Here is a 25,264-nt window from a genome sequence, read left to right as displayed (position 1 = left end):
TGTTGTGAGCGGTTGTTCCTTCGTCCGGGCGTGTTCTTGGACGAGATACGAAAAGCGGGTGATTGTGGGTCAGAAAAAGGGCGTTTATCGGCTGGCGCCGGGGCGTTTCTTTGGAGGCAATCAGTTACTGCGAGTCGCGTCCATAGCTGCGGGTTGGCCATGTCCACGTATTTCGCATAATGCATATTATGTAAAAGTCGAAGCGGGCGTGCATCGGTTATGGCCCGTTTCGCGTATGTAGCCAGTCCTCGTTGAAACAGGCTCGATGTCACATGTCCACGGCTCTGGTGCTGTTCCGCCAAGACCTCCGCCTGAGCGACAACGCGGCGCTGACGGCCGCCTGCCTTGCCCATGAGCGCGTGCTGCCGGTCTACATCCACGCGCCCTCGGAACATTCGCCATGGCAGCCGGGTGCCGCCAGTCGCTGGTGGCTGCATCATTCGTTGCAAGCGCTACGCGGCCAGTTGGGAGCCCAAGGCGGTGACCTGCATCTGATTGCTGGCGCCCCCCTGGACTGCCTGCGCGACCTGATCCGCGCCAGCGGCGCCACCGAAATCCATTGGAATCGCCGCTGCGAACCCGCGGCGATTGCCGGTGACACCGTCCTGAAGGCGGCGCTGCGCGAAGACGGCATCGCCGTTCACAGCCACGCCGGCGGCCTTTGGAGCGAGCCGTGGACGCTGGCCACCGATGCCGGCCAGCCGTATCGGGTGTTCACCCCGTACTGGCGCAAGCTGCGCGCCCGTTTGCCGGATCCGGCGCCGCTGCCGGCGCCGCGGGCGCGCGAATGGCTGCGGTTGCCGGGCAGTCTGCCGACGGCCGCGCTGGGTCTGTTGCCGGCGATCCGCTGGGACGCCGGACTGCAAGCAAGCTGGACGCCGGGCGAAGCCGGCGCCCAGGAGCTGCTGGAAATCTTCGCCGACGATGCCGTCTCGGATTACGCGAAAGGCCGCGACCTGCCCGCGCGCCACGGCACCTCGAGGCTGTCGCCGCACCTGCATTTCGGCGAAATCACCCCGGCCCAGATCCAGCGCACCCTGCAGGATCGCGCCGCGCGCAGCGGCAGTCGCCAACGCCCCGACCTCGAACCCTATCTGCGCGAACTCGGCTGGCGCGAATTCGCCCATCACCTGCTCTACCACTTCCCGCACACGCCGGAGGCCAACTTCAATCCGCGCTTCGATGCGTTCCGCTGGGCGGAAACCGACGCGCTGTCGCTGGAGCGCTGGCAGCGCGGGCGCACCGGCATCCCGCTGGTCGATGCCGGCATGCGCGAGCTCTGGCACACCGGCTGGATGCACAACCGCGTGCGCATGGTGGCGGCCAGCTTCCTGACCAAGAACCTGCGCCAGCACTGGCGGCACGGCGCAAGCTGGTTCTGGGACACGCTGGTGGATGCCGACCTGGCCAACAACACCCTCGGCTGGCAGTGGGTGGCCGGCTGCGGGGCCGATGCGGCGCCCTACTTCCGGGTCTTCAACCCGTACCTGCAGGCGGCGAGGTTCGACCCCGATGCCGCTTATCTGAAGCGCTGGCTGCCGGAGCTGGCGTCGCTGCCGGCGAAGGCGCTGCATGAGGCGTGGCGCCACCCGGCCGCGCTTGCGGCGAAGGGCTACCCTGCCCCGATGGTCGACCTTGGCGCCTCGCGCGATGCCGCGCTGGCGGCATGGGGCGCGATGCCCGCCTGATCAGGCGGGGTTGGCGGCCTCCACCCGGTTGCGACCACCGCTCTTGGCGCGGTACATCGCCTCGTCGGCCCGCTGCAGCAGCGTGGCAGCGGTTTCCCCGGCTGCCAGCTGCGCAACCCCCAGCGACACCGTGACCGGGCCCGCCGTCGGAATCGCGACGCCCGCCACGCCGGCACGCAAGCGCCCGGCCAGTTCCAGCGCCTGCGCGATCCCGCATCCGGGCACCAGGACGAGGAACTCCTCGCCGCCCCAACGGATCGCCAGGTCATTGCCGCGGATGCCCGCCTGCAGGATGCCGCCGACCGCGATCAGGGCATCGTCGCCCGCCTGGTGCCCGCGCGAATCGTTGATGAGTTTGAAATGATCCAGGTCCGCCAGGATCACGCTGAAAGGCATGCCTGCCGCCTGCGCTTCGGCGACCAGCGCCTCCAGCAACCGGGTGCCGGCCAGCCGGTTGTACAGGCCGGTCAGGGAGTCGCGGCTGGCGATTTCAACCAGGTGGTGCTCGCGCTCCACCCGTTCGCTGACGTCCTTGCCGGTGCTGATGTAGTGGGTGATGCGCCCGGCATCATCGAATACCGGCGAGATGCTCTGCTCGACATAGAACGGGCTGCCGTCCTTGCGCCGGTAGGTGAAGGTGGCGCGGAACGCCCTGCCCTCGCGCAATGAGAACCGCAGGTTGCGGTAGAACATCGGGTCGCCATGGGACGGATACAGCATCCGTGCGGACTGGCCCAGGATCTCGTCTGCGGCATAGCCGGTCAGGCGCCGGAATGCTTCGTTGACGAACACCACGCGGGTATCGCGGTCGGTGATCAGGATCGGGTCCAGCGATGCATGCAGGGCCTGCAGCAACAGCCGGCGCTCCTGCTCGCCGGCGATGCGCGCGGTGATGTCGTTCTGCACCGAGACGAAGTGCCGGACCGTGCCGTCCGCGTCGCGGACCGGGGCGATCGACCATTCCACGACGTAGGCGCGCCCATCGGCAGCGTAATTGACCGTGCTGGCCGAGAACGGCAGGCCCTGGTGGAGGTGTTCGCGCAGTTCGGCCAGCATTTTCCGGTCGGTGCGCGGGCCCTGCAGGATGCGCGGCGATTTCCCGACCAGCTCCTCCAGGCGATAGCCGCTCATCCGGCAGAACGCGGGGTTGGCATGCGCGATGAACGGCCCACCTCCCGCAAGGTCGGCATCGGTGATGAGCACGGCGTTGGTGGCCTGCATGACGGCCTGGCCGAACACGTTCGCCGGCTCGTATCCGGCCGCGGCGGCGCCTGTCATTCCGGCCATGGAATCTTGCCGCCCGGCGTGGCCGCCTCGAACTGCGGGCGGCCGAACCAGTAGCCCTGCATCAGCTCGATGCCGAGGTCGCGCAGGCAGCGCATCTCGTCGCCGGTTTCGATGCCTTCGGCGATCACCCGGATGCCCAGTTCCCGGCACATCGTGGACACCCCCGCGACGATCGCGCGGCGCGGCTTGTTGGCATCGATCCCGCGCACCAGCGCCATGTCCAGCTTGACGATGTCAGGCTGGAAGTCGGCCAGCAGGTTGAGCCCGGCGAAACCGGCGCCGAAGTCGTCGATCGCGGTGAGGAAGCCGATGCGCTGGTATTCGCGCAGCACTTCCGACAGCCACTTGCCGTCGTTGACCTGCTCGCCCTCCACCGTCTCGAAGATGATCCGGTCGATCGGGAAGCCGTGCGTGCGCGCCGCCACCAGGGTGGAACGGATGCACAGCTCCGGGCGGTAGATGGCATTGGGCAGGAAATTGATCGACAGCATGGACTGCATGCCCAGCCGCGAGGCGATCTCGATCGCCTTGCCGCGACAGGCCTGGTCGAACTGGTAGCGGTTGCCATCGGTGATCCGCGACAGCACCGTCGGCGCAGGTTCGCCGGCCGGCCCGCGCACCAGCGCCTCGTGGGCGAAGATCTCGCGCGTCGCCACGTTGACGATCGGCTGGAACGCGTAGCTGAAGTCGAAATCCAGGGGCGCCGCATCGCGGCAAAGCCCGCAACCCTCGCGTGTTTCCTTTGCCTGCATGCGGCTTGCTCCGGTCGGGATGGTGGCTTCAAAGCATACCCGAGGGTGTATGCGGCCCTCTGTGGGGCGCACGCACGCGATCAGCCCGATGCGCGGGCGGCGCGGGCGATGCCGGCGTTCTCGATCACCGCAGGTCGCGCGCGGTCGTCCACGACCAGCCGCAGCATGCACTCGCCGATGGCCCGCGTGCTGGTGAAAACGCCCGGCAGGCAGCGCCCGGCCGCGGCCAGTACCGGAGCACCCAACGCATACAGCCAGCGACGCAGCAGATGCGGCGAGGCGATCCCGGACAGCGGCCGCACCACGCCGGGGCGGAGGCTGGTGTGGGCAAGACCCGAATGGGCCAGCACCATCTCGGCTTCACCCTTGATCCGCAGCGGCATGAGCCGGCTGGCGGGATCCGCGCCCATGCCGGATATATACGCAACGAAACCCCTCGGGTTGGCGGTGGCGTAGGCATCCACGACCCGCGCCAGCGTGGCCACGGTGGCCTCGCTGTAAGCGGCTTCGGTCATTCCCAGCGGCAGTGGCCCCGCGCAGTACAGGCAGGCGTCCAGGCCGGAAAGATCCAGCGCCGCCAGCGCGGCGGCGGACAAGCCGGGCGCCCGCAGCACCCGCAGCTTCGGGTGCGCGATGGGGAACGGCCCTCGCACCAGCGCGGTGACGCCCGCGATGTCGGGCGAGCGCAGCAGGACTTCCAGCACGCCCTGCCCCACCAGACCGGTCGCACCGACCAGCAGCACCTGTTTGCCCATCGCCCGGCTCCTCAGCTGCGCCCCCGGCAACGCCGGGAACAGTAACGCACCGCGTCCCAGTCGCGCGCCCATTTGCGCCGCCACCGGAACGACAGCCCGCAGGTCGCGCAAAGCTTGCGGGGCAGTTCGTGCTTTCTGCGCATGCGCGGCATGATGCCCGCCTACTTGCCTGCCACCGCGCCGCGGCCGCCATCAACCGCGAGCACCTGGCCGGTGATCCAGTCGGCCTGCGAAGAAAGCAGGAACGTCGCGGTGGCGGCCGCATCCTCCGGCGTGCCCAGCCGGCCCATCGGATGTGCTTCCGCGATTGCCTCGCGCAGGCGCGGGCTGCCGATGATGCGCTGTGCCAGCGGGGTGTCCGTGAGCGATGGCGCGATGGCATTGATGCGCACCGCGGGCGCCAATTCGGCAGCCAGCGCACGCACCAGCCCTTCGACCGCGGCCTTGGCCATGCCGATGGAGGCGTGCATCGGGAACCCGCGCCCCGCCGCGACCGAGGAGAACAGCACCACCGAGGCGCGCGCGGGCGCCGCGCGCAGTGCCGGCAGTGCGGCCTGTACCGCCAGCGCCGCAGCGGATGCATTCAGGCGGAAGTCGCGATCGAAATCCGCGGCGCTCATGCGTTCGAACGGCTTCAGGTTGATGCTGCCGATGGCATACGCCAGGCCGGACAGCGTCGGCCCGGCGTCTTCCGCCACCTGGGCGAATGCGTCGGGCTGCAGCACGTCTGCCGCGCTCCAGCTGGCGCCCAGCTCGCTGGCGAGGGCCTGCAGGCGCCCTGCGTCGCGGGCGACCAGGTGGAGCGCCCGACCCTCGCCGGCCAGCCGGCGGCACAATGCGCTGCCGATTCCGCCGGTGGCCCCGTACACCAGGTATTTCTCCACCATCGGCTTCATCGGTCCCGCGTTCCGTAGTGCGAACCGATACGGGCGCTGCCAGCGATCGGATGCATGCCGTGCAGGAAGCCCTCCTGCATCCGGACGGCGCAGGCCTGCGTACAAGCGACATCACCCTCGATGCCGATCCTTCCAATGCGCAGCCTCGCAATCTCCGCCCTGCCCCTGCTGCTGGCCACCCTGCTGAGCGGTTGCGCCGAAGCCGGCACGCCCATCCAGGCCATGCACAACGTGGACCTGCCGCGCTTCATGGGCCGCTGGTACGTGATCGGCATCATCCCGACCCGGTTCGAGCGCGGCAGCCACAACCCGGTGGAAACCTACCGGCTCGACCGCAAGGGCAACGTCTGCACCTGGTACCGCTACCGGCCGGATGGTTTCGACGCCCCGGTGAAGCTGCTGAAATCCACCGGCCTGGTGGTGCCGGGCACCGGCAATGCCGAGTGGAAGGTGCGCTTCTTCGGGCTGTTCAAGGCGCAGTACAAGGTTGGCTGGCTGGCGCCGGACTACAGCCAGGTACTGGTCGTGCGCGATGCCCGTGACTACCTCTGGTACATGGCGCGCACGCCAACCGTGGCGGACAGCGATTACCGGGCGATGCTGGCGCGGGCCGGCACGCTGGGCTACGACGTGGACCGCATCGAACGCGTGCCGCAGCGCTGGCCGGAGACGGGCGCCGGCCGCGACACTTTCCATGGGGAATGCCAATGAGGTTCCTGGTCCTCGCGCTGGCGCTGGCGATGCCGCTGGTCGGCTGGCTGTCCAACAGCGGGCTGCTGGGGCCGACCAACGGCGAGATCTCGGGCCGCTACCCCACGCTGATCGTGGCGGCCGGCTATGCCTTCGCCATCTGGGGGCCGATCTTCCTGCTCGACGTGGTGTTCGGCATCGCCCAGGCCCGCGTGCGCGAGCCGGGTACCCGCCTGCTGCGCATCCGCGTGCTGACCGCGGTGGGCTTCGCGCTGACCTCGCTGTGGATGGTGGTGTTCACCCTGCAGGGGTTCTGGCTGGCGCTGGCGATCATCTGGGGCAGCCTGTGGTGCCTGCTGGGCGCGGCGTGGCTGGCCTCGCAGACCCGGCGTCACCGCCGTGGCCCGTGGTGGCAATGGCTGCCGCTGTCGCTGCACGCGGGCTGGGTTTCGCTGGCGGTGTTCCTCAACGTGGCGCAGGTGGTGGTCGCGTTCCGGCTGCTGTCCGTCGAGCAGATGCTGCCGTGGACGCTGGTCCTGTTCGCGCTGGCCGGCGTGCTGTTGCTGGTGATGGTGGTGAAGCTGCGCGGCAACCCCTGGTACACGCTGGCGGGGATCTGGGGCCTGCTGGGCGTGCATGCCAAACAGCAGGCGTCCGTGCTGGCGGGGGCCGAAACGGCGGCCAGCGTGGCGCTGGTGCTGGCCGTGCTGGTAGCACTGGCGGCGATTGCCGCGGCAGCGCTGGGCTGGCGCGAGGCCCGCCTGCGGCGCGCAGGATGATCTGTGGTGCGGAGGTTTGCTGATCAGGCTTGTCCTGCTGCTGCGCATCCAACCTTTGCGCAACCGCGTAAGCACGAATGAAACCGCGCTGCTGCAGCATGCGTGCAGTGCGTTCATCTCTCCCCCCATGTTTCGAGGTCATCCATGTCGCAGCCCCAGCGGGACCCAACACCTATCCAGCGTCTGTCGGTGTTGCCGGCATCGCAGCGCGTCCTCGAACGCCTGCGCAGCGCCGGCACCCGCTTCCATGCCAACGACAACATCGCCGACTACCTCGAGGACGGCGAGCTGGAGGCCATCGAAGCCGAGGTCGCCGCCAAGGCGCAGGAGATGCTGCGCGCACTGGTGATCGACGTCGACAACGACCACAACACCCGCGACACCGGCCGCCGGTTGGCCAAGATGTTCGTGCGTGAACTGTTCGCCGGCCGCTACCAGCACGCGCCTGCCATCACCGAGTTCCCCAACGCCGAGCGCCTGAACGAGCTGATGATCGTCGGCCCGCTGCGCGTGCGCAGCGCCTGCTCGCACCACCTGTGCCCGATCATGGGTCGGGTCTGGGTGGGCGTGCTGCCCGACGCCGACTCCAACCTGATCGGCCTGTCCAAGTACGCCCGCCTGATCGACTGGATCATGAGCCGCCCGCAGATCCAGGAAGAGGCGGTGAGCCAGATCGCCAACCTGCTGGAGCAGCGGTTGAAGCCGGACGGCATCGCCGTGGTCATGGAGGCCGACCACTACTGCATGCACTGGCGCGGCGTGAAGGACGACGAGTCGAAGATGATCAACAGCGTGATGCGTGGGCGCTTCCTGGCCGACCCGTCGCTGCGCAAGGAATTCCTGTCGCTGCGTCATCGCGGCTGACCGAAACCAGCTTCACCAACACAAACGGCCCGCATCTCGCGATGCGGGCCGTTTCCTTTTGGGGCCGAAGAAATGTTCGGACGTTCGGTGGCGGGCCGGGATTACAGACCCACCATCGGCTGCAGCTTGCGCGCCAGCCAGCCGCGGAACTGCAGCGGGCCGTCCAGCGCGGCCACGCAGATGCAGGGCACGCCCGGCGAGGTGACCGGCTGGTGTTCCACTTCGCTGTCCAGGTCGGCCATGTCGCCCGGCCCGAAGTGGCCCAGCGCGTCGTCATAGGCGCCGCGCAGGATCTGGGTCAGTTCGCTGCCGCCATGGCTGTGCACCGGCATGCTCTTGCCCGGCGCGATCCGAAGCATGATCAGCGTGTCTCCGCTGCTGCGCGGCGCCCGGATCATGTGCACGCCCGGCGCCATCCAGCGCCAGCGCAACGCCTTCCAGCTCTTGCCGAAATACGGCTGCAGCGGGCGTGGCAGCGCGTCCAGCGAACGCGGCGCCTCGTCGCTTGCGGACAGGCCGTGCGGCGCCGCGGGCAGCGGCTGCTGCAGGCGCGCCAGCATGTCCTCGCGCAGGCGTGCGGCCTGCTGCGGCGCCGGCGCCGCGGGTTGCTGCTGCGACAGCAGCACGCCGCCAACCCGCTCGGCCGCTGCCAGCTGCTGGCGGCAGTAGGCGCAGCCTTCCAGATGGGTGTCGGCAACCGCCGCCATTTCCGGCGACAGCGCGCCGGCGGCATGGCTGACCAGGGTGGCCGGATCGAGGTGATGGCGCGGGGTCATGTGGCCTCCTGCACGCCCGACTGCAGGCGCAGGAAGGCACGGCGGATGGACGATTTGACCGTGCCCAGCGGCATCCCGAGTTCATCGGCGATCTGCTGGTGGGACTTGGCTTCGAAATAGGACATGCGGATCAGGCGGGCTTGGGTCGCGGACAGGCGCTCGATGCGTTCATTGAGGTCGGCGTGGGCGGCAAAGCTCTCCGCGGAGGAGAACGCGGGATTGTCGGTTTCCGCCTCGAACTCCAGCGGCTCCATGTCCACGGCGATCCACTGGTTCTCGCGGCGCAGCCGGTCGATGTGCAGGTTGCGGGCGATCCGGAACAGCCAGGTGGCCAGCGAACTGCGGGCCGCGTCGTAGCTGTCGGCGCGCTGCCACAGCCGCAGCAGTGCTTCCTGCGCCAGCTCCTCGGCCACCGCTTCGCGCGCGCCCAGGCCACGCAGGTACAGGCGCACCCGCGGGGCGAAGTGGTCGTAGATCCGCATGAAGCAGGTCTGGTCGCGGCGGCGTGCGACCGCCTGCATCTGCCCGGACCAGTAGCCCGGGTCCCCGGGGCTTGCTTCGGCGATGGACATGGATCTGGCCGCCTCGAAGGGCGACAGGTTTCCGCGGTTGGGGTCGGAACGCATGGTAGGGCAAACACGGCCAGCTGGGATGGACACCACTCTCTACGGCGGCCACCGCGGATTGGATGCAAGCGACGCCGGCACGCCCGGCTGCATCCAATCCGCGTGCCACCGCGTAAACCTGCTATCCGAAACGGAAGCCCGCGATGCCCCAGGAACCGGCACTCCTCCCCTCCTCCGCCGACAGTGCACCCGCGCGTCCGGCCCGGCGCAGCCTGCTGCAATGGTTCGACAGCGCCGCCGTGCCGGCTGCAGAAGGCGCCGATGCGGACCGGGTGGACTGGCTGCGGGTGCTGCCCTTCGTGCTATTGCACTTGGGCTGCGTCGGAGTGCTGTGGGTCGGCATCTCGCCGGTGGCGGTGCTGGTCGCCGCCCTGCTCTACGTGGTGCGGATGTTCGCCATCACCGGTTTCTACCACCGCTATTTCTCCCACCGCGCGTTCCGCACCTCGCGCCCGCTGCAGTTCGTGTTCGCGCTGATCGGCGCCGCCAGCGTGCAGCGCGGGCCGCTGTGGTGGGCGGCGCACCATCGCCACCACCACCGCCACTCCGACGCCGTGGAAGACCTGCATTCGCCCCGCCACGGGTTCTGGCGCAGCCACATGGGCTGGTTCCTGACCCGCCGTGCGTTCGCCACCGACCTCAGCCGGGTGCCGGACCTGGCGCGCTTCCCGGAGCTGCGCTGGCTGGACCGTTTCGACATCGTCGTGCCGCTGGCGATGGCCGTTGGCCTGTATGGCCTGGGCGCGCTGCTGCAACGCGCATGGCCGGCGCTGGGCACCAGCGGGCCGCAGCTGCTGGTGTGGGGCTTCTTCGTGTCCACCGTGGTGCTGTTCCACGCGACGGTGACCATCAATTCGCTGTCGCACCGCTTCGGCCGCCGCCGCTTTCCGACCCGTGACGACAGCCGCAACAACCTGTGGCTGGCGCTGCTGACCTTCGGCGAGGGCTGGCACAACAACCACCATTTCTACTCCAGCAGTGCGCGCCAGGGTTTCCGCTGGTGGGAGATCGACCTGACCTGGTACGGCCTGCGGCTGATGGCGCTGCTGGGGCTGGTGCGCGACCTCAAGCCGGTGCCCGAGTGGGTGCTGGCGAAGGCGGAGCGCTGAGATGCGGATCGCGATCGTCGGTTCCGGCATCGCCGGCCTGGCCAGCGCCTGGCTGCTGTCGCAGGCGCACGAGGTGGTGCTGTTCGAGGCCAACGACTATCTCGGCGGGCACACCCACACCCACGCCGTCGAGCAGGCCGGGCGTTCGTATCGGGTGGACACCGGCTTCATCGTCCACAACCCGGCGCATTACCCGCTGCTGACCCGGCTGTTCGACACCCTGGGCGTGGCGACGGCGCCCACCACCATGAGTTTTTCGGTACACAGCGAGCGCACCGGGCTGGAATACAACGCGACCACGCTGGACACGCTGTTCTGCCAGCGCCGCAACCTGCTGTCGCCGCGCTTCCTCGGCATGGTGCGCGACCTGTTCCGCTTCTACCGGCAAGCGCCGTCCCTGCTGGTGGGTGACGGCCCGGGCCCGGGCATCGGCGACTGGCTGGAGGCCAACGGCTACGGCGCGGCTTTCCGCGACGACCATCTGGTGCCGATGGCCTCGGCGCTGTGGTCGTCGCCGCCGGAACAGATCCTGCGGTTCCCGGCGCGCTATCTGGTGCAGTTCATGGCCAACCACCAGATGCTGCAGGTCAGCGGCCGCCCCGAGTGGCGGGTGGTGCGCGACGGGTCCGCCAGCTATGTCGAAGCACTGCGTGCGCGCTGGCAGGTGCAGGAGCGCCTGCGCTGTCCCGTGCGCTCGGTGACCCGCGACGGCCATGGCGTGGTGGTGGAGAGTGCAGCGGGCAGCGAACGCTTCGACCAGATCGTGCTGGCCTGCCACAGCGACCAGGCGCTGGCGCTGCTGGCCGACGCCAGCGTCAACGAACGCGACGTCCTCGGCGCCATCGCCTACCAGCCCAACGACGTGGTGCTGCACACCGATGCCAGTCTGCTGCCGCGCAACCGCAAGGCGTGGGCGGCATGGAATGCCTTCCTGCCGGGCGATCCGGGCGCGCCCTGCACCGTCAGCTACTGCATGAACCTGTTGCAGGGCCTGCATTCGCCCGACCCGTTCGTGGTCACGCTGAATCGCAGCGAGGCCATCGCCCCGGACAAGGTGCTGCGCCGGCTGCGCTACCACCACCCGGTGTACGACGCGGCGTCGGTGGCGGCGCAGCAGCGCAAAGCCGCCATCCAGGGTCACAACCACACCTGGTTCGCCGGCGCGTACTGGGGCTGGGGCTTCCACGAGGACGGCATGCGCAGCGCGGTGGAAGTCGCGGCCGGGCTGGGCGCGGCGTGGCCGCAGGGTGCGGCGGCATGAGCGTGCAGCTGCACAGCGCGGTCTATGAAGGCGTGGTCCGGCATCGCCGCAGCACGCCGCGTCCGCATGCGTTCCGCTACCGGATGGCCCAGCTCTACCTCGACCTCGACGAGATCGACGCCGTGTTCCGCAGCCGCTGGCTGTGGTCGGCCGGTCGCCGCAACCTTGCCGAATTCCGCCGCGCCGATTTCCTCGGCCCGCCGGAGCGGCCGCTCAAGGAAGCGGTCAAGGACCGGGTCCAGGCCGCCATCGGCGAGCGCCCGGAAGGACCGGTGCGCCTGCTTGCGCACCTGCGCTACGCCGGCATGGCGTTCAACCCGGTCAGCTTCTACTACTGCTTCGAGGCCGACGGCGAAACCCTGCACAGCATCGTCGCCGAGATCACCAACACGCCGTGGCTGGAGCGGCATGCCTACGTGCTGCCGGTGGACGCCGCCAGCGGCAACGGGCGGATGCTGCGCTGGGACTTCGACAAGACCTTCCACGTTTCTCCGTTCCTTGGCATGCAGCGCCGCTACGACTGGCGCTTCACCGTGCCCGCCGATGCCCTGCACGTGAACATGGCGGTGCTGGGCGCGAACGGCCGCGAGTTCGACGCGCACCTGCAGCTGCGGCGCCGCCCGATCAGCGCCGACGCACTGGCGCGGGTGCTCTGGCGCTACCCGCTGATGACCGCGCAGGTGGTCGGCGCCATCTACTGGCAGGCGCTGCGGCTGTGGCTCAAGCGCACCCCTTTCCACGACCACCCCCGACTTCCAGGAAGCCGTTCTTGAACGCCATCGCCCAGACCGCACCCCCCAGCGCATTCGGCGCCTTCGACAAGTTCCTGCGCCAGCGCGTGCTGCAGCGTCTGTCCGCGCTGGGCCACGGCCATCTGCGGGTCAACGATGCACTGGGCAGCGTCGAGTTCGGTCGCGCCGGCGACGGCCCCGCGGTCGTCCTGGAAGTGCTGGATCCGGGCTTCTACCGGGCACTGGCTGGCAACGGCAGCGTCGGTGCCGGCGAGGCGTACATGGACGGGCAGTGGCGCTGCAGCGACCTGGTCGCACTGGTGCAGCTGCTGGTGCGCAACCGCGACCTGCTGGACGGCATGGAAACCGGCAGCGCCCGGCTGGGCGGGCTGGCGATGCAGGCGCTGCACGCCCTGCGCCGCAACACCCGCGCCGGCAGCCGGCGCAACATCGCCGCGCACTACGACCTCGGCAACGATTTCTTCCGCATGTTCCTGTCCGCGGACCTGATGTATTCCTCGGCGTACTGGGCGGGTGACGACGACACCTTGGAAGCGGCCTCCACCCGCAAGCTCGACCTGATCTGCCGCAAGCTGGCGCTGAACCCCGGCGACCACGTGGTGGAGATCGGCACCGGCTGGGGCGGCTTCGCCCTGCACGCCGCCCGCCACTATGGCTGCCACGTCACCACCACCACCATTTCGCGCGAGCAGCACGACCTCGCCGCGGCGCGGGTCCAGCAGGCCGGGCTGGGTGAACGCGTGACCCTGCTGCAGTCCGACTACCGCGACATCACCGGCCAGTACGACAAGCTGGTGTCGATCGAGATGATCGAGGCGGTGGGCGCGGACTTCCAGGACAGCTACTTCGCGCAGATCGGCCGCCTGCTGAAGCCCGACGGGCTGGCGCTGGTGCAGGCCATCACCATCGAAGACCATCGCTACGAGCAGGCGCTGAAGTCGGTGGACTTCATCAAGCGCCACGTGTTCCCCGGCTGCTTCATTCCCTCGGTCAGCGCGATGCTGGCGTCGAAGACCCGCAGCAGTGACCTGGCGCTGGTCGCGCTGGAGGATTTCGGGCTGTCTTATGCCCGCACCCTGCATGCCTGGCGCGAACGCTTCCTCGCGCAGCTGGCGGCGGTGCGGGCACAGGGCTTCGACGAGCGCTTCATCCGCATGTGGGAGTTCTACCTTGCCTATTGCGAAGGCGGCTTCCGCGAGCGCGCGATCGGCGTGTCGCACCTGCTGATGGCCAAGCCGGGCTGGCGTCCGCTGGAGCGCGGCGCATGACCTTCTGGCTGACCCTGCTGGGCTACCAGGCCACCTGGTTCGCAGCGGTGATCGGCGCCGGCCAGGGCCTGTGGTGGCCGGGCGTGACCGCCGCCGGTCTGTTCACGCTGTGGCGGCTGTCGGTGTCGCCGCACCGGCTGCTGGAGGCGCGGCTGGTGGTGGTGGCACTGGCCGTCGGCCTGGTGCTGGAGAACCTGTGGGTGCGCAGCGGCTTGCTCGACTACGCCGCGGCCTGGCCGTGGGCGGGTTCACCGGCTTGGATCCTGGCGCTGTGGTGGGCGTTCGCCCTGTCCATCGTCCCGCTGCTTGGCTATCTGCACCGCCGCCTGCTGCTGGCCGCGGTGTTTGGTGCCATCGGCGGACCGCTGGCTTACCTCGGCGCCGCGCGCGGCTGGGACGTAGTCCAGTTCGCCAGTCCGCAGTGGCACAGCCTGCTGGCGCTGGCCGCCGGCTGGGCGCTGGCGATGCCTTTGCTGGCGTGGCTGGCCCGGCGCGGCCTGCAACAGGATCTCCACGGAGGCACGGCATGAATCCCACGCAGCAACTCTCGTGGATCTGGCTGCTGGCCGCGGCGCTGATGGTGCTGGGTTGGCTGTGGCAGCGCAGCCGCCGCAATGCCGGCATCGTCGATGTGCTGTGGGCTACCGGGCTTGCCGGCGCGGCGCTGCTGCTGGCGCTCACCGGCACCGGCGCGCCCGCCGCGCGCCTGCTGGTGGGTGTGCTCGCCACCGCGTGGGCGCTGCGGCTGGCGCTGCATCTGTGGGCGCGCGTCCGCAGCGAGCCGGAGGACGGCCGCTATCGCGCCCTGCGTGAACACTGGCAGGGCAGCCAGCTGAAGTTCTTCGGCTTCTTCCAGTTCCAGGCGCTGCTGGTGCTGCTGTTCTCGCTGCCGTTGCTGGCGGTGGCAGCGCATCCGGATCCGGCAGCGTGGCAACTGGGCCTGGCCATCGCCATCTGGCTGGTCTCGGTGGCCGGCGAATCGCTGGCGGACGCCCAGCTGGCGCGCTTCCGCGCCGATCCCGGCAACCGCGGCAGGACCTGCCGCAGCGGCCTGTGGCGGTATTCGCGCCATCCCAACTACTTCTTCGAATGGCTGCACTGGTGCGCGTACGCGGTCGCCGCCATCGGCGCGCCACTGTCGTGGCTGGGCTGGCTGGGGCCGGTGGTGATGTACCTGTTCCTGCGCTACGTCAGCGGCATCCCTTTCACCGAACAGCAGGCCCTGCGCAGCCGCGGCGATGACTATCGCGAGTACCAGCGCACCACCCCGATGCTGTTCCCGTGGTTCCCGAAATCCTGACCTTGCAACAAAAAGGAGCGCGCACATGACCACCGCCACCCTGGACGCCAACGAACTCTCCCGCGACCGCGCCGCGCCCGGCCTGCTGGGGCTGGCGGAGCGCGGCCTGCTGCCCGATGCCGCCATCCGCGCCGGCATCCGCCGGCTGTGCGCGCAGCGCCTCGAGGACGAGCGCGCCGGCGGGGTCGAGCTCCAGTCGCTGCGCCAGCAGGAGCTGCTGGAGCTGCTGCGGCAGAGCCCCGTCGCCATCGAGACGGACGCCGCCAACGCCCAGCACTACGAGCTGCCGCCGGCGTTCTTCTTCCATTGCCTGGGCCCGCGCCTGAAGTACTCCAGCTGCTACTACCCGCGCGGCGACGAGACCCTGGCCGAGGCCGAGGAAGCGATGCTGGCGCTGTACTGCGAGCGCGCCGGGCTGGCCGACGGCCAGGACATCCTGGAGCTGGGCTGCGGCTGGGGCTCGCTGACGCTGTGGATGGCGCAGCGCTACCCGAACGCGCGCATCACCGCGGTGTCCAACTCCAACGGCCAGCGCGGCTTCATCGAAGCGCGCTGCCGCGAGCGCGGCCTGACCAACGTGCAGGTCCTGACCCGCGACGTGAACACCCTCGCCCTGCCCGCCGCCGGCTTCGACCGCTGCGTCTCGGTGGAGATGTTCGAGCACATGCGCAACTACGACAGCCTGCTGGGCCGCATCGGCAGCTGGCTGCGCCCGGGCGGGCGGCTGTTCGTGCACATCTTCGTCCATCGCACCTTGCTGTATCCGTTCGAAACGCAGGGCGAGGACAACTGGATGGGCCGGCATTTCTTCACCGGCGGCCTGATGCCGGCGGCCGACACCCTGCTGCATTTCCAGGGCGCGCTGGCGATCCGCCAGCAGTGGCTGCTGGAGGGCAGCCACTACGAGAAGACCGCCAACCACTGGCTGCAGCAGCAGGACGCGCATCGCGACCAGGTGATGGCGATCCTGCGCGAAGCCTATGGCGATGCCGCCGGCCTGTGGTTCCAGCGCTGGCGCATGTTCTGGATGGCCTGCGCCGAGCTGTTCGGCTATGCCGACGGCCAGGAGTGGATGGTGTCGCACTACCTGTTCGAGCGTCCCTGACCGGAGCACCGCCATGCGCCTGCGCCTGCCTGCACGACAGTGGTGGTGGTTGGCCGCGCTGCTGTTCATCGGCAGCGTGGCCGCCAACCTGCCCGCCATCCGCCCGGTCCCGCACGTGGACCTGGCCCGCTTCATGGGCGCGTGGTACCTGGTGGGCGGCATCCCCACCCGCTTTGAGCGCGATGCGTGGAATGCGGTGGAAACCTACACGCTGCGCCGCGACGGCAGCATCCGCACCACCCTGACCTTCAACCATGGCGGCGCCGACGGCCCGCGCAAGCACATCGAGGCGCCGGCACGGGTGCGCCCCGGCACCGGCAACGCGGTCTGGGACGTGCGCGTGTTGGGGCCGATGAAGGCGCAGTACGTGGTGGCCTGGGTGCGCGACGACTACAGCCTGATGGTGGTGGCGCGGGATGCCCGCGACTACGCGTGGGTGTTCGCCCGCTCGCCAGACGTGGCGGACGCGGAGCTGGAACGCGCGCGCCAGCGCCTGCGCAGGCTGGGCTACGACCTGTCGAAGTGGCGCACGGTGCCGCATTCCGCCACCACCTTCGCGGACAACCGCTGACCGCGGCAGGCAAGCCGTGCCGGCTCAGTAGCCCCCGCAGACCGCGCGCACCTGCATATCGAGTGCGCTGAGCTGGTCATAGCTGCGCTTCAGGCCGAGGCGCTGCAGCGCGGCCTCGCGCTTGGCCTTGCCTGCCCGGCAGCGCTGGCTGGCGGTGGTTGCGCCGCCCACGCGCACGATGCGATTGCCGCCGCTGCCGTTCGCGTAGCGACGCGGCTGCCGGCGCGATACCTCGGGGACTCCCCCGGAACGCGCCGCGCCCGGTTCTGCCCGGTACTCCACCACCCGGTCCAGCCGCTGCCTTGCAGCGCAGGCCCGCGATTGGTAGCTCACCGCGCCGTCGCGGCCGACGCAGCGGTACAGGCTCTCCGCCTGCGCATGCGGCACGAATAGCAGCAGGCCGATCAGCAGCAGCGGGCGCATGGCGCGGCTCCACGGGGCGATGCGGGCAGCCTCCCGCAACCGTACTGAGCGGCCAATCGCCGAACGGCGCGCGCACGGGTCGGGGAATGCCGCATCCCGGCACCGGACTTACGGCAGGCCCCGTCGCCGCACCAACGCAAGCGGTCAGGACGCCAGGTCGTCCAGGATTGGACAGGTCGGCCTGCCATCGCCGTGGCAGCGCCGCGCCAGTGTTTCCAGCGTGCGCTGCATCGCCTGCAGTTCGCGGATCTTCTCGCCCAGTTCGGCGGCGTGCGCGCGCGCCAGCTGCTTGACCTCGGCACTGGCGCGCTGCGGGTCGTCCCACAGCGCCAGCAGCGCCTCGATCTGCTTGACCGCGAACCCCAGCGAACGCGCGCGCTTGATGAAGCGCAGCCGGTGCAGGTCGGCCTCGTTGTACAGGCGGTAGTTGGCGAAAGTGCGCGCGGCCGGCGCGATCAGTCCGATGCTTTCGTAATGGCGGATCATCTTGGCCGACACACCGGTCAGCGCCGCGGCCTGGCCGATGTTGTGCAGGCCCTGCTCCAGCGCGTCGGCCAGTTCCGGGCGGATGGTGTTGGATGCCATGTCGTTCTCCTTGCGGATCAGTCGCGCGCCCGCGGCGACCAGCGCCGCAGCAGCAGGGCGTTGCCCACCACGCTGACGCTGGACAGCGCCATCGCCGCGCCGGCGATCATCGGGTCCAGCAGCCCCAGCGCCGCCAGCGGGATGCCGATGAGGTTGTAGATGAAGGCCCAGAACAGGTTCTGGTGGATCTTGCGCACGCTGCGGCGGGAGATGTCGATGGCGTCGGCCACCAGCCGCGGGTCCGGCCGCATCAGAGTGATGCCGGCGGCGTGCATCGCCACGTCGGTGCCGCTGCCCATCGCGAACCCCACCGTGGCCGCGGCCAGCGCCGGCGCATCGTTGAGCCCGTCGCCCACCATGCCCACCGGGCCCTGCGCCGCGAGTACGCGGATCGCCTCCACCTTGTCGGCCGGCAGCAGTTCCGCGCGCACCTCGTCGTCGGCCAGCCCCAGCTGCTTGCCCACCGCGCGGGCAGCGGCGCGGTTGTCGCCAGACAGCATCAGCGGGCGGATGCCCATCGCATGCAGCGCCTTGATCGCTTCCGCCGACTGCGGCCGTACCGCATCACCGAACGCCAGCAGGCCCAGCAGGTTCCAGCCTGTTTCGGTTTCCTGCGCCAGCCACGACTGCGTCTGCCCGGCGCTCGATGCCGCATCCGCCTGCGCCTGTGCGGGCGACAGACCGATGCCCAGCTCGCCCATCCAGCGGGCATGCCCCAGCACCACGCGGGACCGCCCCGCCCTGCCTTCCACGCCGCGGCCGGTCACCGCCGCGATGTCGGTGACTTCGGCTGCGGCGATGCCGCGCTCGCCTGCGGCGGCGAGCACCGCCTTCGCCAGCGGGTGTTCGCTGCCCTGCTGCAGGCCGGCGGCCAGCGCCAGCAGCGCCGCCTCGTCACCATCCAGCGCGTGCAGCTGCATCAGCGCGGGCTTGCCCATGGTCAGCGTGCCGGTCTTGTCGAAGGCCACGCTGCGCAGCTGGCGGGTGGTTTCCAGCGCTTCCACGTCCTTCACCAGGATGCCGGCGCGCGCGGCCACGCCTGTGCCGGCCATCACCGCGGCCGGCGTGGCCAGCCCCAGCGCGCACGGGCAGGCGATCACCAGCACCGCCACCGCATTGAGCAGCGCCTGTGCCCAGTCGCCCTTGGCAATGCCCCAGCCCAGCAGGGTGACCAGCGCGATGGCGATGACCACCGGCACGAATACCGCGCTGACCCGGTCGACGATGCGCTGGATCGGCGCCTTCTTCGCCTGTGCGTCCTCCACCAGCCGCACGATCTGCGCCAGCACCGATTCGGTACCCACCGCGGTGGTGCGCACCAACAGCCGGCCCTCGCCGTTCACCGCGCCGCCGGTCACGGCATCGCCGGGCGCTTTCGGCACCGGCAGCGACTCGCCGGTGAGCAGTGATTCGTCGCCGTGGCTGCGGCCCTCCATCACCACGCCGTCCACCGGCACACGCTCGCCGGGGCGGATCACCACCACGTCGTCCACCGCCACCTCGGCCAGCGCCAGCTCCACCTCCACGCCGTCGCGCAGCACCCGCGCGGTGGCCGGGCGCAGCGCCTGCAGGGCACGGATGGCGTCGCTGGCCTGGCGCTTGGCGCGCGCCTCCAGCCACTTGCCCAACAGGATCAGGGTGATGACCACGGCCGAGGATTCGAAATACAGCGGTGGCGCGTGGTGGCCGGACGCGGGCGCCAGCAGGTGGAACACGCTCAGGCCGTAGGCCGCGCTGGTGCCCAGCGCCACCAGCTGGTCCATGTTGCCGCTGCGCGCCCGCAGCGCGGCGAAGCCGGCGCGGTAGAAACGCGCGCCCAGCCAGAACTGCACCGGCGTGGCCAGCAGCCACTGCACCCAGCCCGGCAGCTGCCAGTGCACGCCCAGCGGCATCAGCAGCATCGGCAGCACCAGCGGCAGCGACAGCGCCGCGGCCAGCAGCACATGCCGCAGTTCCTTCGGCATGCCGGCAGCCGGCGCGGCCTGCGTCGCCTCTTCGCGCACCCGGTAGCCGGCCTTCACCACCGCCGCCTGCAGCGCCGACACCGGCGTGCTGGCCAGGTGCCGCACCAGCGCGGTCTCGGTGGCCAGGTTCACGCTGGCGGACAGCACGCCCGGCACCTTGCCCAGCGCCTTTTCCACCCGCCCCACGCAGGACGCGCAGGTCATGCCTTCGATGGCCAGGTGCGTCTCGTCGGCGGCCACGCCGTAGCCGGCGCGCTCCACCGTCTGCACCAGCTGCGCCAGCGGCAGGCCCGGCGCGCGCACCGAGGCCACCTCGGTGGCCAGGTTCACCGACGCCTGCTCCACCCCGTCCAGCTTGCGCAGCGCCTTCTCCACCCGGCCCGCGCAACTGGCGCAGGTCATCCCGGTGATGCCCAGCTGGATCGTGGAATCGTTGTTCATGACGGCCTCGTTGCGATGATGGTTCGCGGCCAGCTTCCACCTTCCCAACATGGGAAGGTCAAGCGCGCAGCCTAGGCTTGACCTTGCCACCGTGGCAAGGCCGACACTGCCCGCATCCACCACACCGGGAGACATCCATGCTGTTCAAGGTCGAAAACATGAGCTGCCAGCACTGCGTCAACGCCGTCACCCGCGCCCTGCAGGCGCTGGACCCCGCCGCGCAGGTGCGCGTGGACCTGGCCAGGGGCGAAGTGGAAGCCAGCGGCGCCTTCAGCGCCGACGCCGCCATCGCCGCGCTGGCGGAAGAGGACTACCCGGCGCAGCGCCTCGACGCCTGAGCCGTATGCGGCGCGCGGCGGGCAACCCCTTCGCCCTCGCCCGCTTCATCGCCAGCACACAGTCCGCCGGCACATTGCCCGCCTGCACCGACAGGAGACGGAGATGACGCCGAAGACCCAGAAAACGGTATCGCTGGCTGTGGCCGCGCTTGGCGTGGCACTGGTGGCAATGATGGTCACCACCGAAGGCGAACCGGGGGCGTTGCCGTTGGGGCTGGTGTTGGCGGGAGTTGCTGGTTATGCAACCGCGTGGCTGCGTGGGCGGCGTGCGGGATTGAAAAGCTGACTCTGATCCGTGTGTTTGGCTCGTGTTTTTTTAGAAGCGGCAGTTGTGCCAATGATTGGCGATGTTGCAAAGTGCGTGTCACAACATCTACAAACGCCGACTCAGTCCATGATTGAAATCATCAGGGTGCGCGAGGGCGCATTCAACCCCAAAGGCAATTGGACGCGCGAGCAGACAATGCTTGCCTTCAAGCTTTACTGCGAAATGCCGTTCGGCCAATTGGATAGCCGGAACAAAGAGATCATCGCGCTCTCCAAAATGATTGGCCGTACACCAGGCGCGGTAGCTATGAAGTGCCTCAACATCGCGAGCCTTGATCCGAAAATCACTGAAAGCGGTAGGGTCGGCCTTGGCAATGCCTCATCCCTTGATAAAAAGATATGGGGAGAAGCCCATGCAGACTGGGAGGCCGTAATTGCAGAATGCGAGGAATTGCTTGCCTATATCCATAAGGAAAAGAAGCTTCCGGAGCCGGAGACCCTCCCGATTGAAGAGCGAGACTTCACCGGCGATGTGCGGGCGGCGCTTGTTAAGCAGCGTGTCGGTCAGTCGTTTTTCCGCCGCGCTGTACTAAGCAGCTACGGTGAGCGCTGCTGCATTTCTGGCGTTAGCGACAGGCGTTTTCTTGTTGCCAGTCATATCGTACCGTGGAATGAAGATGCAACGATTCGCCTGCACCCTGGAAATGGCCTCTGTCTCTCCGCTATTCATGATAAAGCCTTTGACAAGCACCTATTTTCACTAACGGACGATCATCGTGTAATTCTTTCAAAACATCTCAAAAATTCAAAAGATGATTTTTTGCGACAAGTATTTTGGGTAGCGGAAGACAAGAAAATTTCACCGCCTGACAAGTTCGCGCCTGAACCTTCATTCATTGCACGGCATCGCGAAAAAATGATACAGGACGCCATCTAATGAGCGCTATCGATCAGAACTGGCTGCAACTGTTTGACGTGGCCATGAAGCATCTTTTCGCAATAGATCACTTTGACGCCGGGCTGGACGACGAGCAGCTGGCATGTTTTGCCGACTTTCCGCCCTACGAGGCCGCAATGATATTCGGAGAAAAATTTGACTTGGCTCGCGCGGACGTTCACTGGTTTGCCAAGGAGCATCAGAAGCTGATCTGAAATCAGCGATCTGATTTATCTCCGGCGGATCATTGAGCAGCAGCTCTTGGGCTGATCATCCGTGCTCCCCATGCCAAAAGACACTCCCCACCCATCCCCCGCCTGCCGAGAATCCGGCGTTGGCGGCGCGGTTGGCGCTGCGGGGAGAGACGGATGCAACGACGCGAATTCCTGGCGCTGTCCGGCTTCGGCCTGGCGGGGCTGATGCTGCCGCATGCGCGGCTGGTTGCCGCCGAGCAGCTGCTGGTACCGGCCGACGCGGCCAGGCACAAGGCGCTGGCGGATGCGGTGCAGGCGCAGGCGCGGGCGGGCGGCGCGAGTTATTGCGACGTGCGGATCGGGCGCTACCTCAACCAGGCCATCCAGACCCGCGAGGACCGGGTGTTGAGCGTGACCAACAGCGAATCTTCCGGGGTCGGCATCCGGGTGATCGTGGATGGTGCGTGGGGCTTTGCCGCCACCCATCGGCAGACCGCCGACGGCGTGCGCGAGACGGTGGCGCGGGCGCTGGCGGTGGCGCGGGCCAATGCGCGGCTGCGCGCGCAGCCGGTGCAGCTGGCGCCGCAGGCCGGCGTGGGCGAGGTGCGCTGGCAGACGCCGATCCGCAAGAACGCGATGGCGGTGCCGGTCAAGGACAAGACCGCGCTGCTGCTGGCGGTGAATGCCGCCGCGCGCAATGCCGGCGCCGATTTCATCAATTCGCAGCTGTTCCTGGTCAACGAGCAGAAATACTTCGCCTCCAGCGATGGCTCGTGGATCGACCAGGACGTGCACCGCATCTGGCTGCCGTTCACCGTCACCGCCATCGACAAGGCCAGCGGCAAGTTCCGCACCCGCAACGGGCTGTCCTCGCCGATGGGCATGGGCTGGGAGTTCCTGGATGGCGATGCCGCCGGCAGGTTCCAGCTGCCCGGCGGCGTGGTCGGCTACGGCCATTCCTACGACCCGGTGGAGGACGCCACCGCCGCGGCCAAGCAGGCGCGGGCCAAGCTCAAGGCGCCGTCGGTCAAACCCGGCAAGTACGACCTGGTACTGGACCCGTCCAACCTGTTCCTGACCATCCACGAGAACGTGGGCCACCCGCTGGAGCTGGATCGCGTGCTGGGCTACGAGGCCAATTACGCCGGCACCAGCTTCGCCACGCTGGACAAGCGCGAGGCCGGTTTCCGCTGGGGCAGCGACATCGTCAACTTCACCGCCGACAAGACCGAGCCGTACAGCCTGGGCGCGGTGGGTTACGACGACGAAGGCGTGAAGACGCGCCGCTGGGACCTGGTGAAGGACGGCGTGCTGGTCAATTACCAGGCCACCCGCGACGAGGTGCACATCCTCGGCGAGGACGCCTCGCACGGCTGCAGTTATGCCGATTCGTGGAAGAGCGTGCAGTTCCAGCGCATGGCCAACGTCTCGCTGGCGCCGGGCAAGGCGCCGCTGACACCGGTGCAGATGGTCAAGGACGTGGAGGACGGCCTGTACATCCACGGCCGCGGCTCCTATTCCATCGACCAGCAGCGCTACAACGCGCAGTTCGGCGGCCAGCTGTACTACCGCATCCGCAACGGCGAGATCAAAGAGATGGTGGAGGACGCCGCCTACCAGATCCGCACGCCGGAGTTCTGGAACGCCTGCAGCGCGATCTGCGATGCGCGCGACTTCCGCCTGGGCGGTTCGTTCTTCGACGGCAAGGGCCAGCCCAGCCAGGTCTCGGCGGTCTCGCACGGGTCCGCCACCGCCCGTTTCGACGGCATCAACATCATCAACACCGCGCGCAGCCTGGGCTGAGCCGGGGGGCGTGCCAAAAGTCATTTGCGCGGCCTGCGCCCGGCCCGCAAGAATCGGCACAGCCCCCCTCCTCCCCCTCGCCGCACCGCCCATCCCGTTTCCACCAGGAGAGCTGCCTTGCAACGACGTGAATTCCTCGCCCTTTCGGGGCTAGCCGCTGGTGGCCTGCTGCTGCCCTCGTTGTTCGGCAACGCGATTGCGGCGGAACAGCTGCTGATCCCGCTGGACCCGGCACTGAAGAAGCGTCTGGCCGACGTCGCATTGACCTCGGCCAGGCAGGCCGGCGCCAGCTACTGCGACGTGCGCATCGGCCGCTACCTGCGTCAGTTCGTGATCACCCGCGAGGACAAGGTGCAGAACGTGGTGAATACCGAGTCCACCGGGGCCGGCATCCGGGTGATCGTCAACGGCGCTTGGGGTTTTGCCGCCACCAACACGCTGACGGCCGAGGGTGTGGCCGCGGCCGCACGCCAGGCGGCCGCGATCGCCAGCGCCAACAGCAAGACCCAGAGTGCGCCGGTGCAGCTGGCAAATGCGCCGGGGTTCGGCGAGGTGTCGTGGAAGACGCCCATCAAGAAAAACGCGATGGAGGTGCCGATCAAGGACAAGGTCGATCTGCTGTTGGGCGTCAATGCCGCCGCGATCAACGCCGGCGCCGATTTCGTCAATTCGATGATGTTCCTGGTCAACGAGCAGAAGTACTTCGCCAGCACCGACGGTTCCTATATCGATCAGGACGTGCACCGCATCTGGGTGCCCATGACGGTCACCGCCATCGACAAGACCAGCGGCAAGTTCCGCACCCGCGAAGGCCTGTCCTCGCCGATGGGCCTGGGTTACGAATATCTGGACGGCGACGCAGGCCAGAAATTCACCACGCCCAACGGCGTGGTGAACTACGGCTTGTCCTACGACATGAAGGAGGATGCGATTGCCGCGGCCCGGCAGGCGCGCGCCAAACTGACCGCCCCTTCGGTCAAGCCCGGCAAGTACGACCTGGTGCTGGACCCGTCGCACACCTGGTTGACCATCCACGAGTCGGTGGGCCATCCGCTGGAGCTGGACCGCGTGCTGGGCTACGAGGCCAATTACGCCGGCACCAGCTTCGCCACGCTGGAGAAGCGCGAACAGCGCTTCCAGTACGGCAGCGAGCTGGTCAACATCTTCGCCGACAAGGTCCAGCCCGGAAGCCTGGGCGCGGTGGGCTTCGACGACGAGGGTGTAAAGACCAAGCGCTGGGACCTGATCCAGGCCGGCAAGCTGGTGGACTACCAGACCATCCGCGACCAGGCCCACATCCTCGGCAAGACGGAATCCGACGGCTGCTGCTACGCCGATTCCTGGAGCAGCGTGCAGTTCCAGCGCATGGCCAACGTCTCGCTGGCCGCCGGCAAGGCCAAGCTGTCCGTGGCGGACATGGTGAAGGACGTCGAGAACGGCATTTACATCATCGGCGACGGCTCGTTCTCGATCGACCAGCAGCGCTACAACGCGCAGTTCGGCGGTCAGCTGTTCTATGAGATCAAGAACGGCAAGATCTCCCGCCAGATCGAAGACGTGGCCTACCAGATCCGCACACCGGAATTCTGGAACGCCTGCGCCGCCGTTTGCGACGAGAGCGACTACCGTCTGGGCGGCTCTTTCTTCGACGGCAAGGGGCAGCCCGGCCAGGTGTCCGCGGTCTCGCATGGATCCTCCACCGCGCGCTTCAACGGCATCAACGTCATCAATACCGCCCGCAGCCTGGGATGAAACCGGTGCAGCCGGGCATTCCCGGCTGCACCGGATCGTAGGCCCTGCCAAACAACGAAGAGCTGCGGAGCAAGCTCCGCT

Annotated in this window: 28 protein-coding genes; 18 read left to right on the top strand and 10 right to left on the bottom strand. The window is 68.5% G+C overall.

Annotation, left to right across the window (positions count from 1 at the left end):
* Positions 1 to 272 precede the first annotated feature (272 nt).
* Positions 273 to 1,688 carry a cryptochrome/photolyase family protein gene (locus E5S66_RS07810; RefSeq protein ID WP_138348671.1) on the top strand — a complete coding sequence of 472 codons (1,416 nt, stop codon included), beginning with the start codon at positions 273 to 275 and terminating at the stop codon, positions 1,686 to 1,688.
* Here the strand turns inward: E5S66_RS07810 and E5S66_RS07805 are convergent, their stop codons facing one another.
* The 5 genes from E5S66_RS07805 to E5S66_RS07785 form a co-directional block, all read right to left on the bottom strand.
* Positions 1,689 to 2,975, bottom strand: coding sequence for a sensor domain-containing diguanylate cyclase (locus E5S66_RS07805; protein WP_212745331.1), 1,287 nt, complete (start codon positions 2,973 to 2,975; stop codon positions 1,689 to 1,691). It lies immediately after the preceding gene.
* A complete protein-coding gene (locus E5S66_RS07800) occupies positions 2,963 to 3,727 on the bottom strand; it encodes an EAL domain-containing protein (protein WP_138348670.1) in 765 nt (254 codons plus the stop codon). Before E5S66_RS07800 ends, E5S66_RS07805 begins: the two co-directional genes overlap by 13 nt.
* Before the next feature lie 80 nt (positions 3,728 to 3,807).
* Positions 3,808 to 4,482 (bottom strand): NAD(P)H-binding protein, encoded by a 675-nt coding sequence (locus E5S66_RS07795; protein WP_171033503.1) that lies wholly within the window; start codon positions 4,480 to 4,482, stop codon positions 3,808 to 3,810.
* 11 nt (positions 4,483 to 4,493) lie between these two features.
* Positions 4,494 to 4,625 (bottom strand): DUF2256 domain-containing protein, encoded by a 132-nt coding sequence (locus E5S66_RS07790; RefSeq protein ID WP_212745330.1) that lies wholly within the window; start codon positions 4,623 to 4,625, stop codon positions 4,494 to 4,496.
* Positions 4,626 to 4,643: 18 nt separating this feature from the next.
* Positions 4,644 to 5,378 (bottom strand): SDR family NAD(P)-dependent oxidoreductase, encoded by a 735-nt coding sequence (locus E5S66_RS07785; protein WP_246037169.1) that lies wholly within the window; start codon positions 5,376 to 5,378, stop codon positions 4,644 to 4,646.
* Between the two features lie 135 nt (positions 5,379 to 5,513).
* On the opposite strand from E5S66_RS07785, the gene E5S66_RS07780 reads away from it, so the two are divergent.
* The 3 genes from E5S66_RS07780 (at position 5,514) to folE (ending at position 7,711) form a co-directional block, all read left to right on the top strand.
* Positions 5,514 to 6,089 (top strand): lipocalin family protein, encoded by a 576-nt coding sequence (locus tag E5S66_RS07780; RefSeq protein ID WP_212745329.1) that lies wholly within the window; start codon positions 5,514 to 5,516, stop codon positions 6,087 to 6,089.
* On the top strand, positions 6,086 to 6,847 hold the full coding sequence (locus E5S66_RS07775) for a hypothetical protein (RefSeq protein ID WP_138348667.1): 762 nt from the start codon (positions 6,086 to 6,088) through the stop codon (positions 6,845 to 6,847). Before E5S66_RS07780 ends, E5S66_RS07775 begins: the two co-directional genes overlap by 4 nt.
* A 144-nt stretch (positions 6,848 to 6,991) precedes the next feature.
* A complete protein-coding gene (gene folE / locus E5S66_RS07770; RefSeq protein WP_138348666.1) occupies positions 6,992 to 7,711 on the top strand; it encodes a GTP cyclohydrolase I in 720 nt (239 codons plus the stop codon).
* Positions 7,712 to 7,812: 101 nt separating this feature from the next.
* Here the strand turns inward: folE and E5S66_RS07765 are convergent, their stop codons facing one another.
* A complete protein-coding gene (locus tag E5S66_RS07765; RefSeq protein WP_138348665.1) occupies positions 7,813 to 8,487 on the bottom strand; it encodes a ChrR family anti-sigma-E factor in 675 nt (224 codons plus the stop codon).
* Entirely contained in the window at positions 8,484 to 9,059 is a 576-nt protein-coding gene (locus E5S66_RS07760) for a sigma-70 family RNA polymerase sigma factor (RefSeq protein ID WP_223628095.1), read from the bottom strand. Before E5S66_RS07760 ends, E5S66_RS07765 begins: the two co-directional genes overlap by 4 nt.
* 197 nt (positions 9,060 to 9,256) lie before the next feature.
* On the opposite strand from E5S66_RS07760, the gene E5S66_RS07755 reads away from it, so the two are divergent.
* The 8 genes from E5S66_RS07755 to E5S66_RS07720 are packed head-to-tail and all read left to right on the top strand — an operon-like array spanning position 9,257 to position 16,479.
* Positions 9,257 to 10,222 carry an acyl-CoA desaturase gene (locus E5S66_RS07755; RefSeq protein WP_138348663.1) on the top strand — a complete coding sequence of 322 codons (966 nt, stop codon included), beginning with the start codon at positions 9,257 to 9,259 and terminating at the stop codon, positions 10,220 to 10,222.
* A 1-nt stretch (position 10,223) separates the two neighbouring features.
* On the top strand, positions 10,224 to 11,483 hold the full coding sequence (locus tag E5S66_RS07750; RefSeq protein WP_138348662.1) for an NAD(P)/FAD-dependent oxidoreductase: 1,260 nt from the start codon (positions 10,224 to 10,226) through the stop codon (positions 11,481 to 11,483).
* Positions 11,480 to 12,256: a DUF1365 domain-containing protein gene (locus E5S66_RS07745; protein WP_138348661.1), complete on the top strand. Its 777-nt coding sequence runs from the start codon at positions 11,480 to 11,482 to the stop codon at positions 12,254 to 12,256. Before E5S66_RS07750 ends, E5S66_RS07745 begins: the two co-directional genes overlap by 4 nt.
* Positions 12,253 to 13,503, top strand: coding sequence for an SAM-dependent methyltransferase (locus E5S66_RS07740; protein WP_138348660.1), 1,251 nt, complete (start codon positions 12,253 to 12,255; stop codon positions 13,501 to 13,503). The genes E5S66_RS07745 and E5S66_RS07740 overlap by 4 nt, the downstream gene beginning before the upstream one ends.
* Positions 13,500 to 14,033, top strand: a complete 534-nt coding sequence (locus tag E5S66_RS07735) for a DUF2878 domain-containing protein (RefSeq protein WP_138348659.1) — start codon at positions 13,500 to 13,502, stop codon at positions 14,031 to 14,033. Before E5S66_RS07740 ends, E5S66_RS07735 begins: the two co-directional genes overlap by 4 nt.
* The gene (locus E5S66_RS07730; protein ID WP_138348658.1) at positions 14,030 to 14,803 is read left to right on the top strand and encodes a DUF1295 domain-containing protein; all 774 of its coding nucleotides are present in this window, start codon (positions 14,030 to 14,032) and stop codon (positions 14,801 to 14,803) included. The genes E5S66_RS07735 and E5S66_RS07730 overlap by 4 nt, the downstream gene beginning before the upstream one ends.
* A 25-nt stretch (positions 14,804 to 14,828) precedes the next feature.
* The gene (locus E5S66_RS07725; protein ID WP_138348657.1) at positions 14,829 to 15,908 is read left to right on the top strand and encodes an SAM-dependent methyltransferase; all 1,080 of its coding nucleotides are present in this window, start codon (positions 14,829 to 14,831) and stop codon (positions 15,906 to 15,908) included.
* A gap of 13 nt (positions 15,909 to 15,921) precedes the next feature.
* Positions 15,922 to 16,479, top strand: a complete 558-nt coding sequence (locus E5S66_RS07720) for a lipocalin family protein (protein ID WP_138348656.1) — start codon at positions 15,922 to 15,924, stop codon at positions 16,477 to 16,479.
* A 24-nt stretch (positions 16,480 to 16,503) separates the two neighbouring features.
* Here E5S66_RS07720 and E5S66_RS07715 read toward each other — a convergent pair whose 3' ends face one another.
* From E5S66_RS07715 to E5S66_RS07705, 3 genes are all read right to left on the bottom strand, one after another.
* Positions 16,504 to 16,902: a DUF4124 domain-containing protein gene (locus E5S66_RS07715; RefSeq protein WP_138348655.1), complete on the bottom strand. Its 399-nt coding sequence runs from the start codon at positions 16,900 to 16,902 to the stop codon at positions 16,504 to 16,506.
* Positions 16,903 to 17,046: 144 nt separating this feature from the next.
* Entirely contained in the window at positions 17,047 to 17,487 is a 441-nt protein-coding gene (gene cueR / locus E5S66_RS07710) for a Cu(I)-responsive transcriptional regulator (protein ID WP_138348654.1), read from the bottom strand.
* 17 nt (positions 17,488 to 17,504) lie between these two features.
* Complete coding sequence (locus tag E5S66_RS07705; RefSeq protein WP_138348653.1) at positions 17,505 to 19,892, bottom strand: heavy metal translocating P-type ATPase; 2,388 nt, start codon at positions 19,890 to 19,892, stop codon at positions 17,505 to 17,507.
* 137 nt (positions 19,893 to 20,029) lie between these two features.
* Between E5S66_RS07705 and E5S66_RS07700 the strand changes: the two genes are divergently transcribed.
* The 6 genes from E5S66_RS07700 to E5S66_RS07675 all read left to right on the top strand — a co-directional run bounded on the left by E5S66_RS07700 (position 20,030) and on the right by E5S66_RS07675 (position 25,183).
* Positions 20,030 to 20,230 carry a heavy-metal-associated domain-containing protein gene (locus E5S66_RS07700; RefSeq protein ID WP_028839668.1) on the top strand — a complete coding sequence of 67 codons (201 nt, stop codon included), beginning with the start codon at positions 20,030 to 20,032 and terminating at the stop codon, positions 20,228 to 20,230.
* A 103-nt stretch (positions 20,231 to 20,333) separates the two neighbouring features.
* On the top strand, positions 20,334 to 20,516 hold the full coding sequence (locus tag E5S66_RS07695; protein ID WP_138348652.1) for a hypothetical protein: 183 nt from the start codon (positions 20,334 to 20,336) through the stop codon (positions 20,514 to 20,516).
* A 108-nt stretch (positions 20,517 to 20,624) separates the two neighbouring features.
* A complete protein-coding gene (locus tag E5S66_RS07690; RefSeq protein WP_138348651.1) occupies positions 20,625 to 21,434 on the top strand; it encodes an HNH endonuclease in 810 nt (269 codons plus the stop codon).
* Entirely contained in the window at positions 21,434 to 21,649 is a 216-nt protein-coding gene (locus E5S66_RS07685) for a hypothetical protein (RefSeq protein ID WP_138348650.1), read from the top strand. The genes E5S66_RS07690 and E5S66_RS07685 overlap by 1 nt, the downstream gene beginning before the upstream one ends.
* A 153-nt stretch (positions 21,650 to 21,802) precedes the next feature.
* A complete protein-coding gene (locus E5S66_RS07680; RefSeq protein ID WP_138348649.1) occupies positions 21,803 to 23,431 on the top strand; it encodes a TldD/PmbA family protein in 1,629 nt (542 codons plus the stop codon).
* Positions 23,432 to 23,548: 117 nt separating this feature from the next.
* On the top strand, positions 23,549 to 25,183 hold the full coding sequence (locus tag E5S66_RS07675) for a TldD/PmbA family protein (RefSeq protein ID WP_138348648.1): 1,635 nt from the start codon (positions 23,549 to 23,551) through the stop codon (positions 25,181 to 25,183).
* Positions 25,184 to 25,264 lie beyond the last annotated feature (81 nt).

Origin of the sequence: Thermomonas fusca, from assembly GCF_005862345.1 — a bacterium.
Taxonomy (GTDB): domain Bacteria; phylum Pseudomonadota; class Gammaproteobacteria; order Xanthomonadales; family Xanthomonadaceae; genus Thermomonas; species Thermomonas fusca.
The sequence above is the reverse complement of the archived record's forward strand: the minus strand, read 5'-3'. Positions and strand labels throughout refer to the sequence as shown.

Excerpts from the sequence above, each read along its gene's own strand:
- E5S66_RS07810 (WP_138348671.1), top strand. The coding sequence starts at position 273 with ATGTCCACGGCTCTGGTGCTGTTCCGCCAAGACCTCCGCCTGAGCGAC.
- E5S66_RS07805 (WP_212745331.1), bottom strand. The coding sequence starts at position 2,975 with ATGGCCGGAATGACAGGCGCCGCCGCGGCCGGATACGAGCCGGCGAAC.
- E5S66_RS07800 (WP_138348670.1), bottom strand. The coding sequence starts at position 3,727 with ATGCAGGCAAAGGAAACACGCGAGGGTTGCGGGCTTTGCCGCGATGCG.
- E5S66_RS07795 (WP_171033503.1), bottom strand. The coding sequence starts at position 4,482 with ATGGGCAAACAGGTGCTGCTGGTCGGTGCGACCGGTCTGGTGGGGCAG.
- E5S66_RS07790 (WP_212745330.1), bottom strand. The coding sequence starts at position 4,625 with ATGCGCAGAAAGCACGAACTGCCCCGCAAGCTTTGCGCGACCTGCGGG.
- E5S66_RS07785 (WP_246037169.1), bottom strand. The coding sequence starts at position 5,378 with ATGAAGCCGATGGTGGAGAAATACCTGGTGTACGGGGCCACCGGCGGA.
- E5S66_RS07780 (WP_212745329.1), top strand. The coding sequence starts at position 5,514 with ATGCGCAGCCTCGCAATCTCCGCCCTGCCCCTGCTGCTGGCCACCCTG.
- E5S66_RS07775 (WP_138348667.1), top strand. The coding sequence starts at position 6,086 with ATGAGGTTCCTGGTCCTCGCGCTGGCGCTGGCGATGCCGCTGGTCGGC.
- folE (WP_138348666.1), top strand. The coding sequence starts at position 6,992 with ATGTCGCAGCCCCAGCGGGACCCAACACCTATCCAGCGTCTGTCGGTG.
- E5S66_RS07765 (WP_138348665.1), bottom strand. The coding sequence starts at position 8,487 with ATGACCCCGCGCCATCACCTCGATCCGGCCACCCTGGTCAGCCATGCC.
- E5S66_RS07760 (WP_223628095.1), bottom strand. The coding sequence starts at position 9,059 with ATGTCCATCGCCGAAGCAAGCCCCGGGGACCCGGGCTACTGGTCCGGG.
- E5S66_RS07755 (WP_138348663.1), top strand. The coding sequence starts at position 9,257 with ATGCCCCAGGAACCGGCACTCCTCCCCTCCTCCGCCGACAGTGCACCC.
- E5S66_RS07750 (WP_138348662.1), top strand. The coding sequence starts at position 10,224 with ATGCGGATCGCGATCGTCGGTTCCGGCATCGCCGGCCTGGCCAGCGCC.
- E5S66_RS07745 (WP_138348661.1), top strand. The coding sequence starts at position 11,480 with ATGAGCGTGCAGCTGCACAGCGCGGTCTATGAAGGCGTGGTCCGGCAT.
- E5S66_RS07735 (WP_138348659.1), top strand. The coding sequence starts at position 13,500 with ATGACCTTCTGGCTGACCCTGCTGGGCTACCAGGCCACCTGGTTCGCA.
- E5S66_RS07730 (WP_138348658.1), top strand. The coding sequence starts at position 14,030 with ATGAATCCCACGCAGCAACTCTCGTGGATCTGGCTGCTGGCCGCGGCG.
- E5S66_RS07725 (WP_138348657.1), top strand. The coding sequence starts at position 14,829 with ATGACCACCGCCACCCTGGACGCCAACGAACTCTCCCGCGACCGCGCC.
- E5S66_RS07720 (WP_138348656.1), top strand. The coding sequence starts at position 15,922 with ATGCGCCTGCGCCTGCCTGCACGACAGTGGTGGTGGTTGGCCGCGCTG.
- E5S66_RS07715 (WP_138348655.1), bottom strand. The coding sequence starts at position 16,902 with ATGCGCCCGCTGCTGCTGATCGGCCTGCTGCTATTCGTGCCGCATGCG.
- cueR (WP_138348654.1), bottom strand. The coding sequence starts at position 17,487 with ATGGCATCCAACACCATCCGCCCGGAACTGGCCGACGCGCTGGAGCAG.
- E5S66_RS07705 (WP_138348653.1), bottom strand. The coding sequence starts at position 19,892 with ATGAACAACGATTCCACGATCCAGCTGGGCATCACCGGGATGACCTGC.
- E5S66_RS07700 (WP_028839668.1), top strand. The coding sequence starts at position 20,030 with ATGCTGTTCAAGGTCGAAAACATGAGCTGCCAGCACTGCGTCAACGCC.
- E5S66_RS07695 (WP_138348652.1), top strand. The coding sequence starts at position 20,334 with ATGACGCCGAAGACCCAGAAAACGGTATCGCTGGCTGTGGCCGCGCTT.
- E5S66_RS07690 (WP_138348651.1), top strand. The coding sequence starts at position 20,625 with ATGATTGAAATCATCAGGGTGCGCGAGGGCGCATTCAACCCCAAAGGC.
- E5S66_RS07685 (WP_138348650.1), top strand. The coding sequence starts at position 21,434 with ATGAGCGCTATCGATCAGAACTGGCTGCAACTGTTTGACGTGGCCATG.
- E5S66_RS07680 (WP_138348649.1), top strand. The coding sequence starts at position 21,803 with ATGCAACGACGCGAATTCCTGGCGCTGTCCGGCTTCGGCCTGGCGGGG.